Below are 22,298 nucleotides of genomic sequence, written 5' to 3'. Positions count from 1 at the left end.
AAAAAAAGAGAGAGCCACCTGGCTATCTCTTTTTTTATTTTAGGCCCCCATATATACTTAAATAAAGCATCCAACCTGCAATAATAATATTCAGCAACGCCATATCATAACCCGTCTTTTAGAAGTAGGAAGACTTTCAACCCAACTGCATTGGATTATAAAGAAGATCTTTTTTTGACTTAGAACTTAAGACTTTCGACTTAAGGCTTAAGAAAGAACCTCTTCCAGCACCTCGCCTGAGCGGATAGTGCCAAAGCCTTCAATATGCAGGGCATAATACTCCATTAATTTCTGGATAAGGTAACGCCGCTCATCGTTACTAAATTTTAGCTGATCCATATTTTCAAAACTGCATTTGAGCAGCCGGCTAAAATTTTGCGTATGCGGCGGCGACAGGTACATTACGGTATCTGGCTTATATTTGCTAAACGTACCGTTCTTCAGGTCAAAATAATCGGCATGGTCAATCAGCGCCCTGTCAGGATAAAACCCCAGGTACCGCGTAAGCCGGGCTAAAAACAGCAGGTGAAAGTTGGCTACATTGCCGGTTTGATGATCAAGCCACTCTATCGCGCTAAAAACAAAATCAAAAATATTCTCTTCGGCCGATTGCTGTTTGATCGATTTGTATAGCACCTCGTTTAAAAAAATGGCGATGCAGCTTTTGATCACATCATAAGGGATGCTTTGTAAAACAGGTGAATTTTTAAGCTCGGCTATGCGTTGCACACTGCCGGTGTTTTTATGATAAACCACCAAATCAAGCAGGTGCAAAGGCTGCAGCATATTGCGGCCTATTTTTGCTTTTGGCTTTTTGGCCCCATTAATGATGTATGATTGCAGGCCAAATTTCTCGGTAAAAATTTGCACAATTACGCTACTTTCGCCATAATCGGTGGCTTTAAATACTATACCACGGGTTTTATGCAGCATGCCTTACCAGTAAAATAAGTTTTGGTAAAAATATTACGATGCCTGTTATAAGCGCAAATAAGGCCGCAATTACCACTGCGCTGGCGCAAACATCTTTAACCCTGCCCGCCATTTCATTATAATCCGGCGATACCAGGTCGGTTAATGTTTCAATCCCGGTATTTAAAAGTTCAATTGCCAGCACCAGGGCAATTGCAAGCATAATCCATTGCCATTCTGTAAAGGCGATATGGAGCGCAAAGCCCAGCATCACCGCAATAAAAGCCAATACCAGGTGTATCCTGAAATTAGGCTGCGTTGCTGTAGCATACCTTAACCCCTTAAAAGCAAAACCAAAACTGCGTATCAGTCTTTTCATAATTCAAAAATACGTGTAATTGGTGTAACTGATATATTAAAGATTCTTCTGTGAAAAACGGCAAGGCAAACCCCGTAAAACTTGGCGGCTTTACGCCTCTGCGTGAAAATACAATAATGATAGGGCCAACACCTTCTGTAATGATATTGATATATTACAATTTGGCCGATTAGTTGTAATTTCATCGCTGCTAATCATAATACATGAAAAAAACATTACTATTCGCGTTTGCCTCCCTGTTTTCGGCTGCTGCCATAGCCCAGCAGGATGCACCAAAAGCTATTTATTATTCAATATCGTTCCCTAATGCCGCCCATCACGAGGCCGAAATCACCATCACCATTCCGCAGGCACCAACCGGCCCTTTGGTGGTAAGGATGAGCCGTTCATCTGCCGGCCGCTATGCCACGCATGAATTTGGTAAAAATATTTATAATGTTGCCGCTACCGATGTAAATGGCAAGGCGCTTGAATTGAAGCAGGTTGAAGGTGATGTTTACTCGATAGAGGAGCATCCATCCACCGTAAAAGTAACCTATACCCTTTTTGGCAACTGGACAGATGGCACCTACGCCAGCATCGACCCAAGCCACGCCCACCTGAACATGCCCGCCACTTTTATGTGGGTTGTTGGCCAGGATAAAAGGCCTGTCACCTTCCAGTTTAACGATTTGGATAAATATGGCTGGCATGTAGCTACCCAGCTAAAACACGAGGATAAAAACGTGTACAGCGCCCCCAACCTGCAATACATGATGGATTGCCCAACCGAACTGTCTGATTATAAAATTGCCAGCTGGGATGTGATTAATTATGATAATAAAAAAGAAAAGATAAACCTTACCGTTCACTCCGATGACAGCCAGGCCGTGATAGATAATTTTGGCAAAATGGTTGCCCGGATGGTACAGGAAGAAAAAGCCGTATTTGGCGAATTCCCGGCCTACGATTATGGCGAATATACTTTTATCAGCGACATTCACCCAACCACCTCAGGCGATGGGATGGAACATCGTAACTCAACCTGCATTACCATACCAGCCCCTAAAGTTGAAGGGCTGGAAAAACGACTGCTGGGCGTTTACGCGCACGAATACTTCCATAGCTGGAATGTGAAACGCATCCGCCCCAAAACATTGGAGCCGTTTAATTTTGAACATGCCAACATGAGCAGCGAACTTTGGTTTGCCGAAGGCTTTACCCAATACTACGGCGAGCTGCTGCTGGTACGCTCAGGCTTTATTGATCTTGATGATTATACCGGCACTGTAGCTGGCCTGGTAAACCAGGTACTAAACACCCCTGCCGCCGCTAAATATCCGGCAACCCAAATGAGCCGTTATTCTGTATACGCCGATGCCGGTGTTTCTATCGATCCTAACAATAACGCCAACGATTTTACCAGTTACTACACCTATGGCGGCGCTATAGCCCTCGCGCTTGACTTGCGCCTGCGCAGCGATTTTAATATTACGCTCGACGACTATATGCGCCAGGTTTGGCTAAGCCGCGGTAAGGTAATGAAACCCTATACCGTGCCCGATTTGCAAACCGACCTGGGCAAAGTAACCAACCCCAAATTTGCCGCCGACTTTTTCAGGAAATACATTACCGGCATCGATAAAAATAATTACGAAGAGTTATTGGCCAAAGCTGGTTTGGTATTACGCAAAATTAACCCCGAAAAAGGCTGGGCAGGATCATTGGCAACCACCGCCGGCCGTGGCAGGGCAGGCCAACCGCGTGCAGGTAATGCCGAAGGCTTGCCGATACTATCAAGTACCATTATTGGCTCGCCGGTATATAAGGCAGGCCTTGATGCAGGTGACGTGATATTAAAAGTAAACGGCGCTGACATTAAAGACCAGAAAGGATTTGACGACCAGCTTACCGATAAAAAACCGGGCGACAAGCTTACCGTAAATTATAAAAACCGCACCGGCAGCCACGAAACAACCATTGTATTAGAGGCAAATCCTAATTTTGAAGTAGTTACCTTTGAAAAAACAGGCAAGCCATTATCAAAAGAACAGGAAACATTCCGCAACAATTGGTTGCAATCAAAAGTTAAATAACATGAAAAAGATTTTTATAGTAACCGTAGCATTATCAGCAATTACCACGTTGGGTTTTGCCCAAAATGTAAATAAGCTGATTAAAGAAAAAAATGTTGGCCGTATTATTAAAACCCTATCGGCCGATGATATGCAGGGTCGTGCAACCTTTTCGCCCGGCATCGAAAAAGCAGCCAAATTTATTGAAGGCGAGTTTAACAGCATTGGCCTAACGCCGCTGGCTGGTAACACCGGTTTCAGGCAGGATTTTAAGATGATCCGTTCTTCCCCAGTTAAATTAACACTGAGCATTAACGGCAAAAGCATTGCGGCCGATAGCGCCTTTGCAACAGGAAGCGAATCATTTAGCTGGGCCACCAACGCCGATGTGCAGGTGGTAGAGGTAACCGGCGATAAAAATTTCAGGCAGGAGTACGGCGCCATTACACGCAGCGGTAAAAAATCACTGGTTCTGGTAGATTCTAAATTTAAAGATTTGTTTACCCGCGTACGCGGATTTAGCGGCAGGGGCAGCGTAACCTTTAAAGGTAAGGCTACAACCCCTGTTATATTTGTATTGGGAACTTTTGATAAAGTAACCACGTTTGATGCAAGTTACGAAACCAAAAGCGAAGAACTTCCTTTGTTTAACGTTGCAGGCATGATCCCCGGTAAAACCAAACCGGAAGAGTTTGTAGTATTCTCGGGGCATTATGACCACCTGGGTATCCTTAAACCTATGGAAGGCGACAGCATTGCCAATGGTGCAGACGACGATGCATCGGGCACAACGGCTGTAATATCATTGGCTAAATATTATAAAAAGCTAAAAAACAATGCCCGCACCCTCATTTTTGTAGCTTTTTGTGCCGAAGAGATTGGCGGTTATGGATCGCAATACTTCTCGGGCCAGGTCAACCCCGATAAAACGGTTGCCATGTTTAACATCGAAATGATTGGCAAGGCATCAAAATTCGGCCAAAATTCAGCATTTATAACCGGCTATGAGCGTTCGGATTTCGGCAAGATCCTGCAAAAAAACCTGGATGGCACAGCCTTTAAATTTTACCCCGACCCATACCCCGAGCAGGATTTGTTTTACCGGAGCGATAACGCAACGCTTGCCAGGCTTGGCGTACCGGCGCACACCATATCAACCGATCAGATAGATATCGACAAGTTATACCATACCGTAAAAGACGAGTTTGGCTCTTTGGATGTAAGTAATATTACTTCAACCATCAGGGCAATTGCGCTAAGTTCACGCAGTATTGTTGCCGGTACAGATACCCCAACAAGGATAGCAAAACTGGAGCGGTAATAGATTTCGCAAACAATCAAGAAAAAAAAGGCCTGTGCGATTCCTTCCTTGGGGAAGGGGAAGGAAGGGGTTTAGTCTACTGATAAGTAAGGCGGCGAAACCCCTCCCTGCCACCGCGCAGATCGCCGCGCCCCTCCCCAGGGAGGGAATTTAGCTTCAATATTTAGGTTCCACAATGTCCCACATATTCAAAATAGCAGTAGTAGGTCCCGAGTCGACAGGAAAATCAACCATGTCTGATTATTTGGCAGTGCATTATCAAACCATCGCCGTACCCGAGTATGCGCGTGGCTATTGCGAAAAGCTGACAGCGCCCTGCACCTGGCAGGATGAGATTAATATGTTTTACGGCCAACTGGCTTTGGAAGAACAGTTGCTGCCCATGGCCAACAAGATACTGATCTGCGATACCACCTTTATCACCGTAAAAATATGGAGCGAAGAAATGTTTGGCCGCTCGCCCCAGGAAGTATTGGACGAATTGCCCCGGCACCCTTACGATTTATACCTACTACTCAACATCGATCTGCCCTGGCAGGACGATCCCTTACGCAATTTCCCTACCAAGCGGGAGTATTTTATGGATGTTTGGCATAAAGAACTGGGCGCCCTGAATGCCAATTATGTGCTGATATCAGGCATCGGAACCGATAGGTATGAAAGCGCCGTAAAGGCGATAGATGCGTTTTTGGCAAAATGATAAACAATTTGTCAGTAAGCCCGGAGTCATCCAATTAAAAGCTATACCTCTACCACTCCATCAAATACCTGCACCGCGGGGCCTTCCAAAAATATATCGGTAAAAACCTTGCCATCGTAATCAAAACGAATATTAAGGTTGCCACCCAATACTTTTATCGGGGTATCAATATGCCCGGTTTGCTGGTTGTGGCTTGCCATAGCAAGCGCTACCGCGGTAACACCTGTGCCGCAGGCAAAGGTTTCATCCTCTACTCCCCGTTCAAAAGTGCGCACAAAGTACCCGTCATCGGTTGGTTCAACAAAATTTACATTGATGCCTTTCTCGCGGTAGGTAGCGTTGTTACGGATCGCTTTACCTTCATGAAAAACATCCCGGTGGACAAGGTCATCAACCAATTTAACGTAATGGGGCGATCCGGTGTTGAGTACATAGGCATCCAGGTCGGTGTTTAACTCTTTTACATCTATCATTTGCAGGCTTACCCAATCCCCTTCCGATGAAATTTTGGCATAATGAGGGCCATCAACCGCCAAAAATTCAGTTTCGCTGTCAATCACACCTAAAAATTTTGCAAAGGCTACAATACAGCGGCCACCGTTGCCGCACATGCTGCTGGGCTGGCCGTCGGCATTATAATAAACCATCTCAAAATCAAAGCCTTCCTTATTTTGCAAAAACATCATACCATCGCCGCCAATTCCAAAACGGCGGTCGCACAGGCCGGCAATCAGCTTAGGATCGTTATGATCTACTATATTTTCGCGGTTATCAACCAGTATAAAATCGTTACCGGCACCCTGGTATTTATAAAATCGTATTTTCACAATAATGTCATTTAGTATCAATTACTTACCTCAAACAAATCGTTATTAAGTATGGTTGTGGTCAAGTAAAATCATTTTAACAAATTTTAACAAAAAACCTGATAACTTATCGTTGCTTATGTCGTCTATATGGTATTAAATTTGATTTGTTAATTATAAACAAAATAAAGAAAGGCAAATATAAAGATGAAAAAGATTGGTTTAACATTATTAACCGCTTTTGTTGGAGGAGCCATGGCTTTAGGCACTTACAAGGTTATCGAAAGCAAGTATGCTGACAACCTGAGCTTCGAAGACAAACAGAAAGTTTATTTTACCAGTAATCCGTCGGCCCCGGTAGTATCTTCAACCGGTGCGCTTGACTTTACAGAAGCCGCCGCAGCGGTAACGCCTGCCGTGGTTTACATTCGTACTACCTATAGCAGCCAATCGGGCGGCAGCGGGCAAGACCAGTTTGAACAGATGTTTGGCGATATGTTTGGCCAGCGTGTACGCCCCCAGGGCCCGCAAATGGCATCAGGCTCGGGTGTAATCATTTCCAATGATGGCTATATTGTTACCAACAACCACGTGGTTGAAAAAGCCGATAAAATTACGGTTGCTACCAATGATCACCGCACTTTTCAGGCTAAAGTGATTGGCACCGATCCAAGTACCGACCTTGCGCTGATCAAGATAAGCGCTACCGACCTGCCAATTGTAAAATTGGGCAACTCAGATGATGCCCGTGTTGGCGAATGGGTGTTGGCAGTAGGTAACCCTTTTAACCTTAATTCAACCGTTACAGCCGGTATTATCAGCGCCAAGGGCCGTAACATAGGTATTATCGGCAGCGAGGACAACCAGGACCAAAGCAACCCGTTTGGCCGTACCCGTAATCAGCAAACCACGCCTAAATTAAATAAGGCAATCGAATCGTTCATCCAAACAGATGCTGCCATTAACCCCGGCAACAGTGGCGGAGCGCTTGTAAATACCAAAGGCGAACTGATAGGCATCAACGCCGCCATAGCATCGCACACCGGCTCATATGAAGGCTATGGCTTTGCTATTCCGGTTAACCTGGCAAAAAAGGTACTGAACGATATTAAAAAATACGGTACCGTGAAACGTGGCTTTATTGGTGTAAGCTTTACAGAGCTTAACCCCGATGTAGCGCAAAAATTGAATATTAACAATACAACCGGCTTATATGTTAATGACCTGGTTGAAGGCGGCGGTGCCCAAGCTGCCGGTGTACAGAAAGGTGATATCATTGAGAAAGTGGAAGGCGTACCTGTTTATGAATCATCTGACTTACAGGAACATGTAGGCCGCTTACAACCCGGCGATAAGGTAAACATGACTGTGTTGCGCGATGGTAAGGAGAAAAACGTTGCCGTAACACTTAAGGCGGATGCCGCACCGGTAACGCCACGCACAGCAGCTGTATCAAAATCGGCCGAGGAATTGTTTAATAAACTGGGTGCAAGCTTCCAGCCATTAAGCCAGGCTCAAAAGACCAAATTCCATGTAAACTCGGGTGTTGTGGTAACCCAGGTGCGTGAAGGCAGGGTGTTCGATAGCTTCGAGATCCCTGTTGGCTCTATTATTACCAGCATCAATAAATCGCCAATAAACAGCGTAGCTGATATTGATAAAGTAATCACCAACCTGCGTAATGGTAACCTGGTAATTTCGGGCTACTATCCGGATGGTACAAACTTTAACAACATGTTCCAGGTGCAGTAAGCATCTTGATGTGCAGATGTGCATATTTCAGATATGCAGATTATAATACAAAAGCCCGGTGATTGCCGGGCTTTTGTATTTATGGAGTGATTTATCTGTCAATTCTCCGAGGTAATTTCATAGATACTATATGCCTTCAAAATGATCTTCTATATTGGCCAATACCTCGCAATCGCAAAAGCCACCGTTTGCATTTAACCATGCTATTGTTTGTTGTTTAGGGAGGTTGAATTGCTGTAAATATTCTTCGGTAAATCTTAACGAATGATCGCATCCTTCGTATTCCAGCTTATTATCCAGGTAATCAAAAAGGTTGACAAAGGTTATCGCTTCCATGGAAGCGAGGTTATAAAGGCTTGTTTTTGTTGCTGCTGGAATTGAAGCTGCAGTTCCCTGCGTTTCTCTTTTTCGTCTGGTGATTTCATGAGGTAAGGCTATTTATTCTGGCGAGTTATCAATCACCAACTTACTCCACCCTTTTGAGCCTGCGTTTTTAATCTCTTTTTTCTGGGCCTCCATGGCCTTTTTAATACGAGTGCTGTAGGCCCAGCAGGTACTTTGGCGGATAGATAGAATTTCCGATAATTTATGTGACGAGATTTTTCCTTTTGTAGAGTACATCAAAAAAATCATGTAAAAAGCCTTATTGATGGGGATGCGGGTGTTTTGTAAAATGGTGTAAGCAATTACCGATTCTTCGTAACCGCATTTGGAGCAGCGGCGACTATACGGCAGATGCCCGCCTCCATAGTGCGTACCGCCACATTTACGGCAGGCGTAGCCATTTTCCCACTTCAGGTCGCTCAGGAATTTAAAACAGGTTTCCCGGTCGGGATAGATCTTGCTGAACTCCTCAAAATCAACCTCGGCCGACATTACCCTGTCGTGCGTTACCTTCTCAATATCGTTATGCAACGTAACATTATCTTTCTCCAACAACACATTCATGCGCGAAATTTCTTCGGCCTGGTGCTGCAGTAATTCGTTTACAGATCGTAGTTCCTCGTTCTGGTCGGCTATCATCGATGATTTTTCAACCAGTTCTTTGGTCCGTTCCTGCACCTGTTCTTCCAGGCGTTTGTTTAGTACGTCTTTCAATTCCTCGTTCTGCTTCATTTGCTTAATCATTGTCACCTGGGCGTCGTCCTTTTCTTTTTTCAGGATGCGTACTTTGTCGCCAATAGCAAAAGAGATAAATAGCATTTCGGTAATAAAGCAAACACTAAGGCTATAATAATCAAACTCGGTAACCGGCAGCCACCACATGTTTAAAGCGATACAGCTTTTGATGATAAACCCCGTGAGCAAAAACAAATACCCGATAACAAAAAAACGCGCTGGCTTGTATCCTTTGGCCCAGGTATAACAACCTGCGTAAAATGCCAGCAGCAGCGGTACAAACTCTATAATCTTGTAGTTGAACCAACTATTATTAATGGTAATGCAGGCCGCAAAAAACAGGCAGCGAAGCGCTATAACCCAGCTGGTAGCCTTATATAAACGCGGTGCGTTTACCTTTAAATTGAGCAGGCTTTGCGTAAACAGCACTGCAAAAATACTGGCGGCAAACAAAGCTATGCCGTAAGCATACTGGTTCCACCCCGGATTGTTAGGCCATATATACTGATAGGCAATTCCATCGGCGCACATTTCATAAAGGCCAATACTGAGGTTGTAGGCAATGTAATACAGGTATTGCACCTTGCGCATGGCAATAAACATCATGAGGTTATACAGGCCAAAAACCAGTATCATGCCGTAAAAAACACCAAAAAAGAAATACTCGTCCAGCGCGTAACTGATAAACCAGCTAACGGTACGCAATACCATTATTACGTTAACCGAGTGGTGCGACCGGATCCGGACGTAATAAACCGCATCATTTGTTCCAGGATTATTTAAGTTAAGGCTAAAGTTTTTATGATGATAAAACCGCTCAGAAAACGGGCGGCTGCTCCCCAAAAGTATCGGTACATATTTGTTGGCGCCGATAGGCGAATAAACAGTTATACTATCAATAGTTTGATCAAAAAATTCCAGCAGCCAGCTGTTTTTGGTAGCGGGGTTTCCGCCGATTTTGATGCGGTACCAATAGGTAGAATTTACGTTGCGGGTAACCGGTGTTGGTTCGGGGTTTACGTTAAAACGGTCGTCAAAAGCAGGTGCGCCATCGCCGCTAAATTGCAGGCGGCCGGTGGTATCTTCAAAAAAATAAACTTGTTTGTATTCAAATATATGCTGCTTAACATGGTCGTCCAACCGAACAACAGTTTGGGCAGACGCCGGTGTTATAAAATAAAAAAAGAACAGTAAAACGGCAGTGAAGTATCTTTTTAATAGTTCGCACATACGCAGTTAAAAGGGGTAAGTATCTTTCGTACCCGCAGCTTGGTTTTGCGGGCACGAAAGCTGGTTAGTTTGGTTAGCGTCAGGCCGGATACAATGATAGTACATTTCTTTTTATAATCCTATTAAAGGTATATAATACAGTTATTTAAATATGATTTTCATTAGGTTTAAACACTATTTTTATCCATCTTTTTATAGTTTTTTATAAAGTAAACAAACTTACGTAACATAAGTAAAAATCGCGGAAGTGGCAATGAAATCGTTCGTGAATTTTTGCCCATCTGGTATCAATTAATTAATTGTATAACAAGTTTATATTTGCTCTGCGAGGACGGCCCAAACAGCGTGGTTAAGCAATCGAAAAAACGATGCATTTACGCTACGGGCAACATAAAAAACATAAAACAAGTACAAATGGAACACATGCAACACGATAACAAGCTGTTTAAATATATCTTTTTTTTAACCGCTATTTGCCTCTTTACTCATTTGCCTGTTGCCGCGCAAAATGTGCGGGTGGCAGCCGCCGCCAACCTGCAATCGGTTATTGAGGTGTTGCAGAAAGATTTTAAGAAGAAAACGGGAATAAGCATTGAGCCGGTAGTTGGCTCATCGGGTAAGCTTGTGGCGCAAATAAGTAACGGGGCACCCTTTGATGTATTTTTATCTGCCGATATGAGCTTCCCCGAAACGCTTTTTAAAGGTGGCTTTGCTACCAAACAGCCGGTGGAATATGCAAGGGGAAGCCTTATCATTTGTAGTTGGCAAAACATAGGGTTCGAAAATTGGGAGCGCCTGTTATTAACTGCGCGGGTGAAGAAAATAGCTATAGCCAACCCGGCCATCGCCCCTTACGGTAAAGCCGCCGAAGAGGTTTTGAAATTCAAAGGCATTTTAGACGAAGTAAAATCAAAAACTGTTTATGGCGAAAGCATATCGCAGGTAAACACCTATGTTACCACCGGCGTAGCCGATGTTGGTTTTACCACCCAATCGCTGGTAAAGGAAGCCGGCTCCAAAACAGATCTTTATTACAAGGTTATCGACCCTAAATATTACAAACCTATTTTGCAGGGCATGGTATTATTGAAACATGGCGCAAATAACCCCGGTGCCGAAAGATTTTATCAGTATATATTAAGCCCGGCGGCCAAAAGTATTTTTGCAAGCTATGGCTACCGTACACAATAACCGCTATTTTTGTTGATGGACTTATCCCCAATATGGCTTACTTTAAAACTGGCAGGTATTACCACGGCGCTGCTATTTATTGTGGGGGTGCCTTTTGCGTGGTGGCTATCCGGAGGGAGGTCATTTTTCAAAATCATGATAGAAGCCATTATCACCATGCCATTGGTTTTGCCGCCATCGGTATTGGGCTTTTATTTGTTACTGGCTTTTAGCCCGCAGCACGGGCTGGGCAAATGGCTGCATGATAGCTTTGATGTACAGTTGGTATTTTCGTTCCCTGGTTTAGTATTGGCATCGGTAATTTATAGTATGCCATTTATGATTGGCCCGGTAAAATCGGCATTGCAGCAGCTGCCCGCTGCCTTGGCCGAGGCTTCTTACACTTTAGGCAAATCGCGTTGGCAAACATTTAAAAGCGTGTTGCTGCCCAATATCAAACCATCGCTGTTAACAGCAGTTGTACTTAGCTTTGCACATACCCTTGGCGAATTTGGAGTGGTGCTGATGATAGGTGGCAATATCCCCGGCGTTACCCGCGTAGCTTCCATCGCGGTTTATGATGCGGTGGAAAAAATGGATTACGCGTCGGCCAACAACTATTCGCTCATTTTATTTTCCATAACGTTTGTGATGGTTATAGCTGTTTTTGTGTTTAATAAATATCAAGCCAAAAGCCCTTTAGGATGATCAGCATCAATATCGAAAAGAAGCTAAAGGCCTATCATGGGCAACAGGTGCTACACATTGATAAACAATTTGCCACGGGCAGCGTCACCAAAATACATGGGCCATCGGGCTCGGGTAAAACAACTTTTTTAAAGGTAATTGCAGGGCTCATTAACCCCGAAAAAGGCATTATCAAAGCAGATAACGAAACCTGGTTTAATTCGGACACAAAGACCAATTTATCAACCCAAAAAAGAAATATTGGTTTTGTGTTCCAGCAGTATGCACTATTCCCTAATATGACGGTGAGGCAGCACCTTGAATATGCTACCGATGACGAAAAATGGATAAGTAAACTGCTATTGCTGGGCAAATTAGAATCGCTGCAAACGCATAAACCCGATTACCTGTCGGGCGGCCAGCAACAGCGCCTGACCATTTTACGGGCATTGGCTACCAAACCCCGGTTACTTTTAATGGACGAACCCTTTTCGGCCCTGGATCCAAAAATGAAAACCGAACTCATAGCCGAATTGAAAATATTACTGAAAGAATTAAAGATAACCACCATCATAGTAAGCCACAATCCGCAGGAGTTAGATGGCTGGACCGATGCGGAGATGGTATTCAGTTAAGTCGAAAGTCTTAAGCCGGAAGCCTCAAGTCCTTTTTTTGCCCGGCAGGTACCCTCACTTGTTTTTATGTAAATACCATTTCCCTGACTTAGAACTTAAGACTTTCGACTCAAGACTTACTTTTATATTCTTTATACCAGTCAACATATCCCATGGTAGCTAAAACCAGCAAGATGGCATATAAAACGGCAGTAACGTACAGGTTTTTGTAGATATATAACGGTACGTAGCAAATATCTACAAATACCCAAAGCGCCCAATTTTGAAGGATTTTCCGGGTCATTAGCAATTGGGCCATAAAACTTACCGAAGTGCAAAAGCCATCGATATAAGGCACCGTACTTGATGTAAAATATTGAAGATAAAGGCCAAGCAATCCTGATAGGGCAAGAGTGGCCAATATTACCAAAGCATAGGCTTTGCTGTTAAGGCTAACTACCGGTTTTTCGTCCCGCTCTTTTTTACGGAGCCAAAAATACCACCCGTAAATGCCTGTCCCCAGGAAGTAAATTTGCAAATAGGCATCGCCAAATAAACCGTTCTCAAAAAACACCACCATGTAGGCTATTACTGCAATAATGCCGGCCAGCCAGTTCCAGATGTTTTGCCGCGCAGCCAGGTAAACGCACGCAACGGTAGTAACGGCCCCAACCCACTCCAGGTAGCTGGTTTGTTTAATGCCCTGGATAATATGCTGGCCGATAGAGAGATGTTGCATTTACCCCAAATATATAAAAGGATATTAATAAACATCCTCGGCCATATTGGCAAGCACCGGCATCATTCGGGATATTTCATAAATCGGGCGTAAATTAAGATGTTATCTATTAAAGTGTCGCACGTTAAACTTCAAGTCAGTTGATGCGGCCTTTTACCATTTACCTCGCTACCTTTACTTCCAATGAACTTTACCGACGAACTGGTACAATGGTACCTTGCCAACAAACGCGATCTGCCCTGGCGTAATACAACCGATGCTTATACGATATGGTTGTCAGAAATTATTTTACAGCAAACCCGCGTTGAACAAGGGCTGCCATATTTTAACCGCTTTGTTGAAAAATACCCAACAGCGAGCGATTTTGCAGCCGCACATGAAGACGAAGTGCTTAAACTTTGGCAGGGCCTTGGCTATTATTCCCGCGGGCGCAATATGCTTAAAACCGCGCGGCTGGTGCAGCAAATGTACAACGGCGTATTCCCCGAAAGCTATGACGAATTGATTAAACTTAAAGGTATCGGCGAATACACAGCGGCTGCCATTTCATCTTTCTCGTCAAACGAAGCAAGGGCCGTTGTTGATGGTAACGTGTACAGGGTATTGGCCCGATATTTTGGAATCTATGACGCCATTAACTCCACCACAGGCAAAAATACTTTCCAATCACTCGCCACAAATTTGCTTAATAAGCAAAACCCAGCATTACATAACCAGGCCATGATGGAGTTTGGGGCAATGCTTTGTAAACCTAAAAATCCGGCATGCGGTATTTGCCCGGTACATGTAGGCTGTGCTGCTTTTTTAAACAATGCAACAACTGTGTTGCCCGTAAAATTAAAAACTGTAAAAGTGCGCGAACGCTTTTTAAATTACTTTTTGGTTACGGAAGGGAACACCGTTTTAATGAATAAAAGGGGAGATAAAGACATCTGGGCCAATATGTATGACTTACCAATGGTTGAAACGCCTGAGATGCTACCAGCGCACGAATTGGCAAAACTCCCTGAAGTAACTGCCATATTTGGCGACGAACTAAACATTATAGAAGATACCGCCGTAATAAAACATATCCTTACCCACCAACGGCTATTTGTGCGGATGGTTAAAACTCCTAACATTCCACTTATTTTGAAAGAAAACTGGGCCTTTATCCCCGTTGACAACCTACCTGAACTGGCACTTCCGAAGGTCATTTTTATATTAATAAAAAACATTTTTAATTTATAAAATAATTTCCGTTATTTTATGGCATGTCTGGAATTAATAAAGTTATCCTTGTTGGCCATTTAGGCAAGGACCCTGAATTGCGTACTTTAGATGGTGGAGTATCAGTAACAAGTTTTCCGTTAGCTACCTCCGAAACCTATAACAAAGATGGTCGCAAGGTTGAACAAACTGAATGGCATAATATTGTGATGTGGCGCGGCCTTGCAGATATGGCGGCAAAATTTTTACAAAAAGGAAAGCTAGTTTATATAGAAGGCAAACTGCGCACCCGGTCATTTGAAGATAAAGACGGCATCAAGAAGTACACTACCGAAGTGGTTGCCGAAAATTTTACTATGCTTGGCCGTAAAAGTGATTTTGATACTGACGTTACAAAGTCAACAAAACACAGTGAACAAGTGAGTTATATAGACGGAGAAGACCTGCCACCGGCATACTGATAACAACACGTTTTAATTGAATTATAACAGTTACTCTTTGCACTAAAGCTAAGGGTATTTTTTGTGCTTTTTATTTTAGATAGCAGCACATGTGCTGCATTATATTTTATCGCTATATTGAGTGCAGAAAACCTTTAGCCCAAAATCATGAAACTTTTAAAATGCTTGCTATTTATATGTCTTGCGCCCGCCATAGCGTTTGCCCAAACCAGTCCGAATATCCAGGAGTTTGACAACTACGTACAGCAGGCCGTTGCCGACTGGCATGTGCCCGGCCTGGCCATTGCGGTAGTTAAAGATGGTAAGGTAGTATTTGCCAAAGGCTATGGCGTACGTGAACTGGGCAAACCTGATAAAGTTGACGCGCAAACTATTTTTGGCATTGCATCAACAACCAAGGCTATGACCGCCGCCTGTGCCGCCATGCTGGTTGACGAAGGTAAACTGCACTGGGATGATAAGGTAACCGATTACCTGCCCGGTTTTCAGCTGTATGACCCTTACGTAACCCGCGAACTAACTGTGCGCGATTTATTTTTGCACGATAGCGGCGTGGGCAATACAGATTACCTATGGGCTTACATGAACATTCCGGCTGATGAGATGCTTCGCCGTTTGCGCCTGGCAAAACCAGAATACGGTTTCAGGGCCGGTTTTGTGTACCAGAACTTATTTTATGTAACCGCGGGTAAAGTAATTGAGAAAGCCAGCGGCATGCCCTGGGCAGATTTTGTGCAGAAAAGGATTTTTACACCGCTAAACATGACACGGTCTGTACCTGCCTTCAGCAAAATTAAAGGAGTGCCCAACCAATCATCAGCACACATTAAGGTTGATAGCAGTATTGTTGTGGCTCAAAAAGATGTTACGGATGCCATTGGCCCGGCGGGTGGGGTATGGTCAAGCGTTGAAGATATGGCCAAATGGGTTAATTGCATGCTGGATAGCACCAAGTATAACGGCAACCAGCGCCTGCTTAAACCCGAAAGCTGGGCCATGCTGCTTAGGCCGCAAACCTTTGTATCCGAGAATGAATTTTACCCCACAGCCCGGGTTACCAAACCGCATTGGATAACCTACGGCCTGGGCTGGTTTCAGCAGGATTACCAGGGACAAAAAGTTGATTTCCATACCGGCAGCTTAACCGGCCTGGTTGCCATAAACGGAATGATTGTAGATAAAAAGATAGGCGTATACATACTGGCCAACCTTGACCACGCAGAAGTGCGCCATGCCCTGATGTTTAAAGCCTTTGATTACTTTGCATTAGGCGGTAACCGCGACTGGAGCAAGGAGTTTTTAAAGCTTTATGGAGATATCCTTGCCAAACGGGAAAAATCAACCAAAGATTATGAAGCCAAACGGGTGATAGGCACACATCCTACACTTGACCTGAAAGCCTATGCCGGCACCTACACTGATCCCCTTTATGGAACAGTAGTAATAACCGCCACAGCCGATAAACTAACATTCAACATCAATAATTTTATAACCGCCGAAGCTACCTGCTGGAATTACGATACCTTTGTTGGCCCATACGCACGCAAGGAGTACGGCAAAATTGGCGCTACATTTAATATCGACGAACTGGGTAAAGTGAGTACCGTTAATGTGGACGGGATGTTGCTGTCGAGGCAATAATGGAAAAATACGACTAAGCAATCCAGAATAACATAAATAATTATTTGTAAACAAATTTGTTTACTTTTGCGAATGGATTTGTCAATTGAAAAATATATTGGAATACATCCCGGAATCATCCTTGAGCGTGAACTAAAAAAGAGGAAATTAAAAAAAGGCCCTTTTGCTATACAGCTTCACGAATATCCGCAAACGCTTAATGAAATAACCAAAGGCAGACGTAGGTTAACACCCGCGCTTGCCTTAAAGATAGATAACAAACTTAACCTAACAGAAGGCACCATGCTTGTGCTACAAGCACATTATGATACCAGGAAAGAAAAGGAAAAGATAGCAGCAAAAGACCACCCCAACCTTTCCAGAATTCGTAAAGTAATTTTTTGGGATACCGATATTGGCAAGATAGAATGGCAGAAGCAATACAAAGCCGTCATCCGGCGGGTGTTTGAAAGGGGAAATACAGAAGAAAAAGAAGAAATTCTTAGATATTATGGCACAGAAAAGATAAAAGAGGTTACCGGTAAAGTAACTGCAATTGATAACAGCCTTCCAATTTTTCCCCATTAACAATCGGTCAAATGCTTTATTGGAATACCGTAACTGATGTGTTAAAAGAAAGCCTGATTAAATTAATGAGGGCTCGGGAACTGAGCAACTTCAGGTTGGTTGGCGGCACTGCTTTAAGCCTATATTTGGGGCACAGGGTGTCGGTAGATATCGATCTTTTTACAGATGCCCCTTATGGCTCGGTGGATTTTTTGGCCATCGAATCTTTTCTCAAAGCAGATTTTACTTATGTAAGCGGAGATTTTGGACGAATTGATGGCATAGGAAAATCCTACCTGGTTGGACCTGATGTGGATAATGCCGTCAAATTGGACATATACTGTTCCATGGACCCTTTTTTTCAGCCTGCAGTTAAGGAAGATGAAATACGAATAGCCTCGACAGAAGAAATTATTGCCATGAAGGTTGATGTAATCCAGCGTACCGGCAGAAAAAAAGACTTTTGGGATTTGCACGAGCTTTTGAAAAAGTATAGTGTTGCCCAAATGATAAATTTACACAAACAGCGTTTTGAATGGGCGCATGACGAACCACTAATACTCAAAAACCTCGTCGATTTTACTGAAGCAGATAATGACTTTGACCCCATATGCTTAAAGGAAAAAGAATGGGTATTTATCAAAGAAGATCTTGAAGAGGCAGTGATCAATCTTAACAATGTTAGGCGGTAAGTTTAAAAAAATGCCGGCTTACAACGCTATTAACTCGTAAACCGGCATCTTCATTTAACCATCCTATCTCCCACCCGGCGGGCAATGCTCTTTCAAATATTTGGTGAACATGGTATGTAGGTGCAGGCTGGTGCCCGGGCCTTCAAAAATACCGTGGGTACGGTTAGGGTATGCCATTAGTTCAAACTGGCGGTTGTATTTAACCAGCTCGTTAATCAATTCTTCAGCGTTTTTGTAGTGTACGTTATCATCGCCTGTGCCATGTATGTACAGTAGGTTACCGCGCAGGTTTTTGGCGTAGGTAATTGGCGATCCTTTGATAAATGCCGCCCTGCCTTCGTCATTAACCGGCACACCCATGTATCGTTCCTGGTAAATGTTATCATAAGTTAACTGATCGCCTACGGCTGCTACAGCTATCCCTGTTTTGTAAATGTCGGGGTATTGGAACATCAGGTTAAGGGTTGATGATCCGCCGCCGCTCCAGCCGTGTACTGCTATGCGTGCCGAATCAACAAAAGGCCATTTCAAGATTTCTTTGGCTGCCATGGCCTGGTCGCGGATGTTGATGATGCCAATATTTTTATAGATAGCCTTGCGCCAGGCTGTGCCTTTTGGGGCCGGTGCGCCACGCCCTTCAACAGACATGTAAATATATCCGTCGTCGGCCATGCTGCCTACGTATAAGCCATTGCGGCCGGTACCCCAGGTATCGGTTACGGTTTGTCCAGCAGGCTCGCCATAAACGGTAAATACAACAGGATATTTTTTGTTCGGGTCAAAGTTGGTTGGCTTCATCATCCAACCGTCCATTTCAATGCCATCAACGGTTTTTACTTTAAAAAACTCGGGTTTGTTTTTAGCATTCTTATCAACGGCAATAACTTTACCGCCAATATGCTGATGACTGGGCAGGCTTACCACTTCGCTTGCAGGCGGTGTGTAGCTATTGCTGAAGTTATGCAGCGCCACTTTTCCGTTAGGCGAAATATCGTAACCATGGGTGCCCGGCTGATCGGCAGGCGAAACACGCTCTGCTTTACCACCTGCCAGTTTTATGCGGTATAAATATTTCTGGGTAGCATTATCCGGCGAAGCCATAAAATAAATGTAACCGCCGGCTTCGTCAATAAGGCTTACGGTAATTACATCATAATCACCTTTGGTAAGCAGGGTTTCTTTGCCCTCGCGGCTTACGCGGTAAATGTGTTTCCAGCCATCTTTTTCGCTCACCCATAAAAAGTCCTTGCCTTTGTTTATCCACTCCCAGCCCATCGGGTCGCCATTGTTCCAGCGCTCTTTGCCGTCAATCCATGAGTTGCTTTTTTCCTCGCGGATAAGGCGGGTTGTGCCGTTTGATATATTGCCAATAAATACGCGGCTTTCGGTTTGGGCGCGGTTCAATTGCTCAACAATAATTTCGTTGGGGCTTAAAGTCCACTCCATACGGGGGATATAGTGCTGCACGTTATCGCCGGGGATATTCATCCATTTGGTAGCGGCAGTGCTGATATCAACCACGCCAATTTTTGCCGAACTCGGGTCTTCGCCTGCAACAGGATACTCAACCGGTACTACGAACGGATATATCGAGTCGGTCGTGTTCAGCATATAATAGCTTTTAATTTGGGTAGCATCTATTTTCCAATAAGCTATATTACGGCTATCGGGCGACCAGCGGAAACCATCGCGGCAACCAAATTCTTCTTCGTATGCCCAGTCGAACGTGCCGTTGATGACGTGGGTGCTGCCATCGGTAGTCAGTTGCTTAACGTCACCGCTGGCCAGGTCTTCTACATAAATATTATGGCCGCTTACGTAAGCAGCTTTAGTTGCATCGGGCGATAACTTGGCAAACATTAATGACGATTCGGGCAGGTTTTTACCTAATTGCCACAGCTTTTGCGTGCTGGTATCAAACATCCAATAATCGCCACGGGTATCATAACGCCATACCTTTTTGGTGTTGGTGTTAATGAGTACTTTTTTGCCATCGTCAGATATCGTAAACCTTTTTACGCCAATGGGTGTTTTGCCTTTAGGCGTAAGCATGGCGGTGCTTATCCAAACCGTTTTTTTGCTGCTATCGCGGGTATCGTAAACGGTGATTTCGCCGCCTGTCGTTTTATAATATTGATAGCCATCATTGGCCCAGTGTGTAGGTGTGCGTTGCGCTTTAGCCAGGTTATTGTTTAAAATAAACAGAACGATTAACAGGAACGACCAGCCTGAACGGTAAAATTTCATATAAAATGCTTTGAATAATGAATGCGGCATTATTTAAAAAATAAGTAATGCCGCCGTAAATTTTGCGTTAAATTAGCACATTCGCCAAGTATAAAACCAGTGTAATGAAAAAAATACTTCTGCTTATTACCTTTTCAATTTCATTTATCGCTGTTACCCGGGCCCAGCATGCCGACCGGGGCAAGTTTATAAGGGATAGCCTTGACCTGTATGTAAGCCGCGCCCTTACCAACTGGCGTATCCCGGGGGTGGCGGTATGTATTGTTAAAGACAATAAAATTGTGCTGATGAAGGGCTATGGCATTAAGGAACTTGGCCTGCCAAACCTTGTGGATGTAAACAGCTTGTTTATGATAGGCAGCAACACCAAGGCTTTCACGGCTACTGCCCTTGCCATGCTGCAAAGCAGCGGCAAACTTTCGTTAGATGATAAGGTAACCAAATACATCCCGGAATTTAAACTTGATAATAAACTTGCAGGCGAGCAAGCCATTGTGCGCGATTTATTGTGCCACCGCCTTGGGCTGCAAACCTTCCAGGGCGATTTTACATTTTACAACACCAACCTTAGCCGCGAAGAAATTATTCAAAAGCTGGGGCAAATTAAAGCGCCTTATCCTTTCCGCACCAAATGGGGTTACACCAATTCGGCATTTTTAACGGCGGGCCAAATTATTCCGAAGGTAACCGGCAGGTCATGGGAAGCTTACGTGAAAGAAAATATTTTTGCCCCGCTGGGCATGAGCAACACATTGGCCCTTACGGCCGAAATGCCCAAATCAATAAACCGTACCGTACCACATACTTTAAATGATGGCCGGCTAACAGCCATACCTTACTGCCAGATTGATGGGCTTGCGCCAGCCGGCGCTATCAGCTCATCGGTAAATGACATGAGCAAGTGGGTGATGGCGTTACTTAATGATGGCAAAGTGGGCAACAGGCAGGTAATTCCCGCGGCAGCCATCCAGGCTACCCGCCAGCCACAGGATATTGTTGGCAGCATCCACCACCTGAATGGCGAAGACAATTTTGAATTATACGGGCTGGGATGGTTTATACAGGACTACTCGGGCCACCGGCTTGTGATGCACGATGGTGGGGTAAACGGCTATTTATCTTCGGTAACATTATCTCCGCAAGACCACCTGGGTATTATCATCTTAACCAATACCGATCAGAACCTGTTTTTTGAAGCCCTGCGCTGGGAGATATTAGATGCCTATTTTGGCCAGGGATACCGCAATTATAGTGACGCTTACCTGGCTAATTACAAAGCCCGCGCCACCGCCGACCAGACCACCGATAAAAAACTGAGAGATTCTGTACTGTTAAATCTTCGCCCGGCCTTACCCGCCGGTAACTATACCGGCAAATACACCAATAGCCTTTATGGCAGTATGACTATAACCCAGGGCGAGAACAACGACCTGGAGATAAGATTTGAACACCACCCTAAAATGTTTGCCAAACTGCAACCCTTAGGCGGCAACCGTTACTACGTAACCTTTTCAGATCCTACTTTAGGCAAGGCGGTATTCCCCTTTACTGTACAAAACGGCAGGGTAATCGGTGTACGTGTTAAAGTAGCCGATTTTGTGGAGTATAATCCTTATGATTTTAAGAAGGAGTGATATGGAGAATAGTGAATAGAGAACGGTGAGTAGTTAAATGCGGCCTATTTTAAGATTAGGCCAACATAAACTGGTTATCAATCACAACCAACTCAATCACCCAATCAACTATTCACCAAAACACCAACCTTAAAACTTGATATAATTGCCAAAAATAGTTGGTAGAATCTTTGTAATCGACTGTAATAAAGGAATATACATCAAGCAAATTGAAATCGGTTTCAATTTGCTTTTTTTGTTATATGAAATCGTCAAAAAAAGGCGTGTTTGACCTGTAAGAGCACGGATGTAATAAAGTGGGGCAAGCAGAATAAAAAACAGCGATATAAGTGTAAATCATGTGGGCAATTGTTTATTCGGCAGCACGCTGGTGTAAGAGATAAGA

General features: G+C 44.0%; 21 protein-coding genes. 14 read left to right on the top strand and 7 right to left on the bottom strand.

Translation table 11 applies throughout. The features are described from left to right. Window positions 1–207: 207 nt before the first annotated feature. Window positions 208–933, bottom strand: coding sequence for a DNA repair protein RecO (gene recO, locus AC1DV1_RS05560; RefSeq protein WP_477356393.1), 726 nt, complete (start codon window positions 931–933; stop codon window positions 208–210). Further along, window positions 923–1,291, bottom strand: a complete 369-nt coding sequence (locus AC1DV1_RS05555; RefSeq protein WP_477356391.1) for a diacylglycerol kinase — start codon at window positions 1,289–1,291, stop codon at window positions 923–925. Before AC1DV1_RS05555 ends, recO begins: the two co-directional genes overlap by 11 nt. A gap of 203 nt (window positions 1,292–1,494) precedes the next feature. Here AC1DV1_RS05555 and AC1DV1_RS05550 point away from each other — a divergent pair, with 203 nt between their 5' ends. From AC1DV1_RS05550 to AC1DV1_RS05540, 3 genes are all read left to right on the top strand, one after another. Then, on the top strand, window positions 1,495–3,366 hold the full coding sequence (locus AC1DV1_RS05550; protein ID WP_477356389.1) for a M61 family metallopeptidase: 1,872 nt from the start codon (window positions 1,495–1,497) through the stop codon (window positions 3,364–3,366). A gap of 1 nt (window position 3,367) precedes the next feature. Beyond that, entirely contained in the window at window positions 3,368–4,666 is a 1,299-nt protein-coding gene (locus tag AC1DV1_RS05545; RefSeq protein ID WP_477356387.1) for a M20/M25/M40 family metallo-hydrolase, read from the top strand. Window positions 4,667–4,841: 175 nt separating this feature from the next. Further along, the gene (locus AC1DV1_RS05540) at window positions 4,842–5,366 is read left to right on the top strand and encodes an AAA family ATPase (RefSeq protein WP_477356385.1); all 525 of its coding nucleotides are present in this window, start codon (window positions 4,842–4,844) and stop codon (window positions 5,364–5,366) included. 41 nt (window positions 5,367–5,407) lie between these two features. Here the strand turns inward: AC1DV1_RS05540 and dapF are convergent, their stop codons facing one another. Continuing rightward, entirely contained in the window at window positions 5,408–6,193 is a 786-nt protein-coding gene (gene dapF / locus AC1DV1_RS05535; protein WP_477356383.1) for a diaminopimelate epimerase, read from the bottom strand. A gap of 186 nt (window positions 6,194–6,379) precedes the next feature. Here dapF and AC1DV1_RS05530 point away from each other — a divergent pair, with 186 nt between their 5' ends. Beyond that, the gene (locus tag AC1DV1_RS05530) at window positions 6,380–7,924 is read left to right on the top strand and encodes a Do family serine endopeptidase (RefSeq protein ID WP_477356381.1); all 1,545 of its coding nucleotides are present in this window, start codon (window positions 6,380–6,382) and stop codon (window positions 7,922–7,924) included. Window positions 7,925–8,050: 126 nt separating this feature from the next. On the opposite strand, the gene AC1DV1_RS05525 is transcribed toward AC1DV1_RS05530, so the two are convergent. Then, window positions 8,051–8,260: a DUF2695 domain-containing protein gene (locus AC1DV1_RS05525; RefSeq protein WP_477356379.1), complete on the bottom strand. Its 210-nt coding sequence runs from the start codon at window positions 8,258–8,260 to the stop codon at window positions 8,051–8,053. Window positions 8,261–8,362: 102 nt separating this feature from the next. Continuing rightward, a complete protein-coding gene (locus AC1DV1_RS05520) occupies window positions 8,363–10,273 on the bottom strand; it encodes a 7TM diverse intracellular signaling domain-containing protein (protein ID WP_477356377.1) in 1,911 nt (636 codons plus the stop codon). Window positions 10,274–10,687: 414 nt separating this feature from the next. Here AC1DV1_RS05520 and modA point away from each other — a divergent pair, with 414 nt between their 5' ends. The 3 genes from modA to AC1DV1_RS05505 are packed head-to-tail and all read left to right on the top strand — an operon-like array spanning window position 10,688 to window position 12,765. Further along, window positions 10,688–11,464 (top strand): molybdate ABC transporter substrate-binding protein, encoded by a 777-nt coding sequence (gene modA, locus AC1DV1_RS05515; RefSeq protein ID WP_477356375.1) that lies wholly within the window; start codon window positions 10,688–10,690, stop codon window positions 11,462–11,464. Between the two features lie 15 nt (window positions 11,465–11,479). Further along, complete coding sequence (modB, locus tag AC1DV1_RS05510; RefSeq protein ID WP_477356373.1) at window positions 11,480–12,151, top strand: molybdate ABC transporter permease subunit; 672 nt, start codon at window positions 11,480–11,482, stop codon at window positions 12,149–12,151. Beyond that, window positions 12,148–12,765 carry an ATP-binding cassette domain-containing protein gene (locus AC1DV1_RS05505; RefSeq protein WP_477356371.1) on the top strand — a complete coding sequence of 206 codons (618 nt, stop codon included), beginning with the start codon at window positions 12,148–12,150 and terminating at the stop codon, window positions 12,763–12,765. Before modB ends, AC1DV1_RS05505 begins: the two co-directional genes overlap by 4 nt. A gap of 109 nt (window positions 12,766–12,874) precedes the next feature. Here the strand turns inward: AC1DV1_RS05505 and pnuC are convergent, their stop codons facing one another. Then, the gene (pnuC, locus tag AC1DV1_RS05500) at window positions 12,875–13,483 is read right to left on the bottom strand and encodes a nicotinamide riboside transporter PnuC (RefSeq protein ID WP_477356369.1); all 609 of its coding nucleotides are present in this window, start codon (window positions 13,481–13,483) and stop codon (window positions 12,875–12,877) included. 183 nt (window positions 13,484–13,666) lie between these two features. Here pnuC and mutY point away from each other — a divergent pair, with 183 nt between their 5' ends. The 5 genes from mutY (at window position 13,667) to AC1DV1_RS05475 (ending at window position 18,032) form a co-directional block, all read left to right on the top strand. Then, window positions 13,667–14,713, top strand: a complete 1,047-nt coding sequence (gene mutY / locus AC1DV1_RS05495; RefSeq protein ID WP_477356367.1) for an A/G-specific adenine glycosylase — start codon at window positions 13,667–13,669, stop codon at window positions 14,711–14,713. A 23-nt stretch (window positions 14,714–14,736) separates the two neighbouring features. Continuing rightward, the gene (locus AC1DV1_RS05490; RefSeq protein ID WP_477356365.1) at window positions 14,737–15,153 is read left to right on the top strand and encodes a single-stranded DNA-binding protein; all 417 of its coding nucleotides are present in this window, start codon (window positions 14,737–14,739) and stop codon (window positions 15,151–15,153) included. A 147-nt stretch (window positions 15,154–15,300) separates the two neighbouring features. Beyond that, the gene (locus AC1DV1_RS05485; RefSeq protein WP_477356363.1) at window positions 15,301–16,794 is read left to right on the top strand and encodes a serine hydrolase; all 1,494 of its coding nucleotides are present in this window, start codon (window positions 15,301–15,303) and stop codon (window positions 16,792–16,794) included. Window positions 16,795–16,866: 72 nt separating this feature from the next. After that, window positions 16,867–17,361, top strand: coding sequence for a helix-turn-helix transcriptional regulator (locus AC1DV1_RS05480; RefSeq protein ID WP_477356361.1), 495 nt, complete (start codon window positions 16,867–16,869; stop codon window positions 17,359–17,361). Between the two features lie 11 nt (window positions 17,362–17,372). Then, window positions 17,373–18,032: a nucleotidyl transferase AbiEii/AbiGii toxin family protein gene (locus AC1DV1_RS05475; RefSeq protein WP_477356359.1), complete on the top strand. Its 660-nt coding sequence runs from the start codon at window positions 17,373–17,375 to the stop codon at window positions 18,030–18,032. 63 nt (window positions 18,033–18,095) lie between these two features. Here the strand turns inward: AC1DV1_RS05475 and AC1DV1_RS05470 are convergent, their stop codons facing one another. Beyond that, window positions 18,096–20,279 (bottom strand): S9 family peptidase, encoded by a 2,184-nt coding sequence (locus AC1DV1_RS05470; RefSeq protein ID WP_477356357.1) that lies wholly within the window; start codon window positions 20,277–20,279, stop codon window positions 18,096–18,098. Window positions 20,280–20,383: 104 nt separating this feature from the next. On the opposite strand from AC1DV1_RS05470, the gene AC1DV1_RS05465 reads away from it, so the two are divergent. Both AC1DV1_RS05465 and AC1DV1_RS05460 read left to right on the top strand, forming a co-directional pair. Further along, window positions 20,384–21,913, top strand: a complete 1,530-nt coding sequence (locus tag AC1DV1_RS05465) for a serine hydrolase (RefSeq protein WP_477356355.1) — start codon at window positions 20,384–20,386, stop codon at window positions 21,911–21,913. A 267-nt stretch (window positions 21,914–22,180) separates the two neighbouring features. After that, a partial coding sequence (locus tag AC1DV1_RS05460; protein WP_477356830.1) for an IS1/IS1595 family N-terminal zinc-binding domain-containing protein occupies window positions 22,181–22,298 on the top strand: 118 nt, incomplete at its 3' end.

It is taken from the genome of Mucilaginibacter sp. P4_D1 (genome assembly GCF_056401935.1).
The sequence above is the reverse complement of the archived record's forward strand: the minus strand, read 5'-3'. Positions and strand labels throughout refer to the sequence as shown.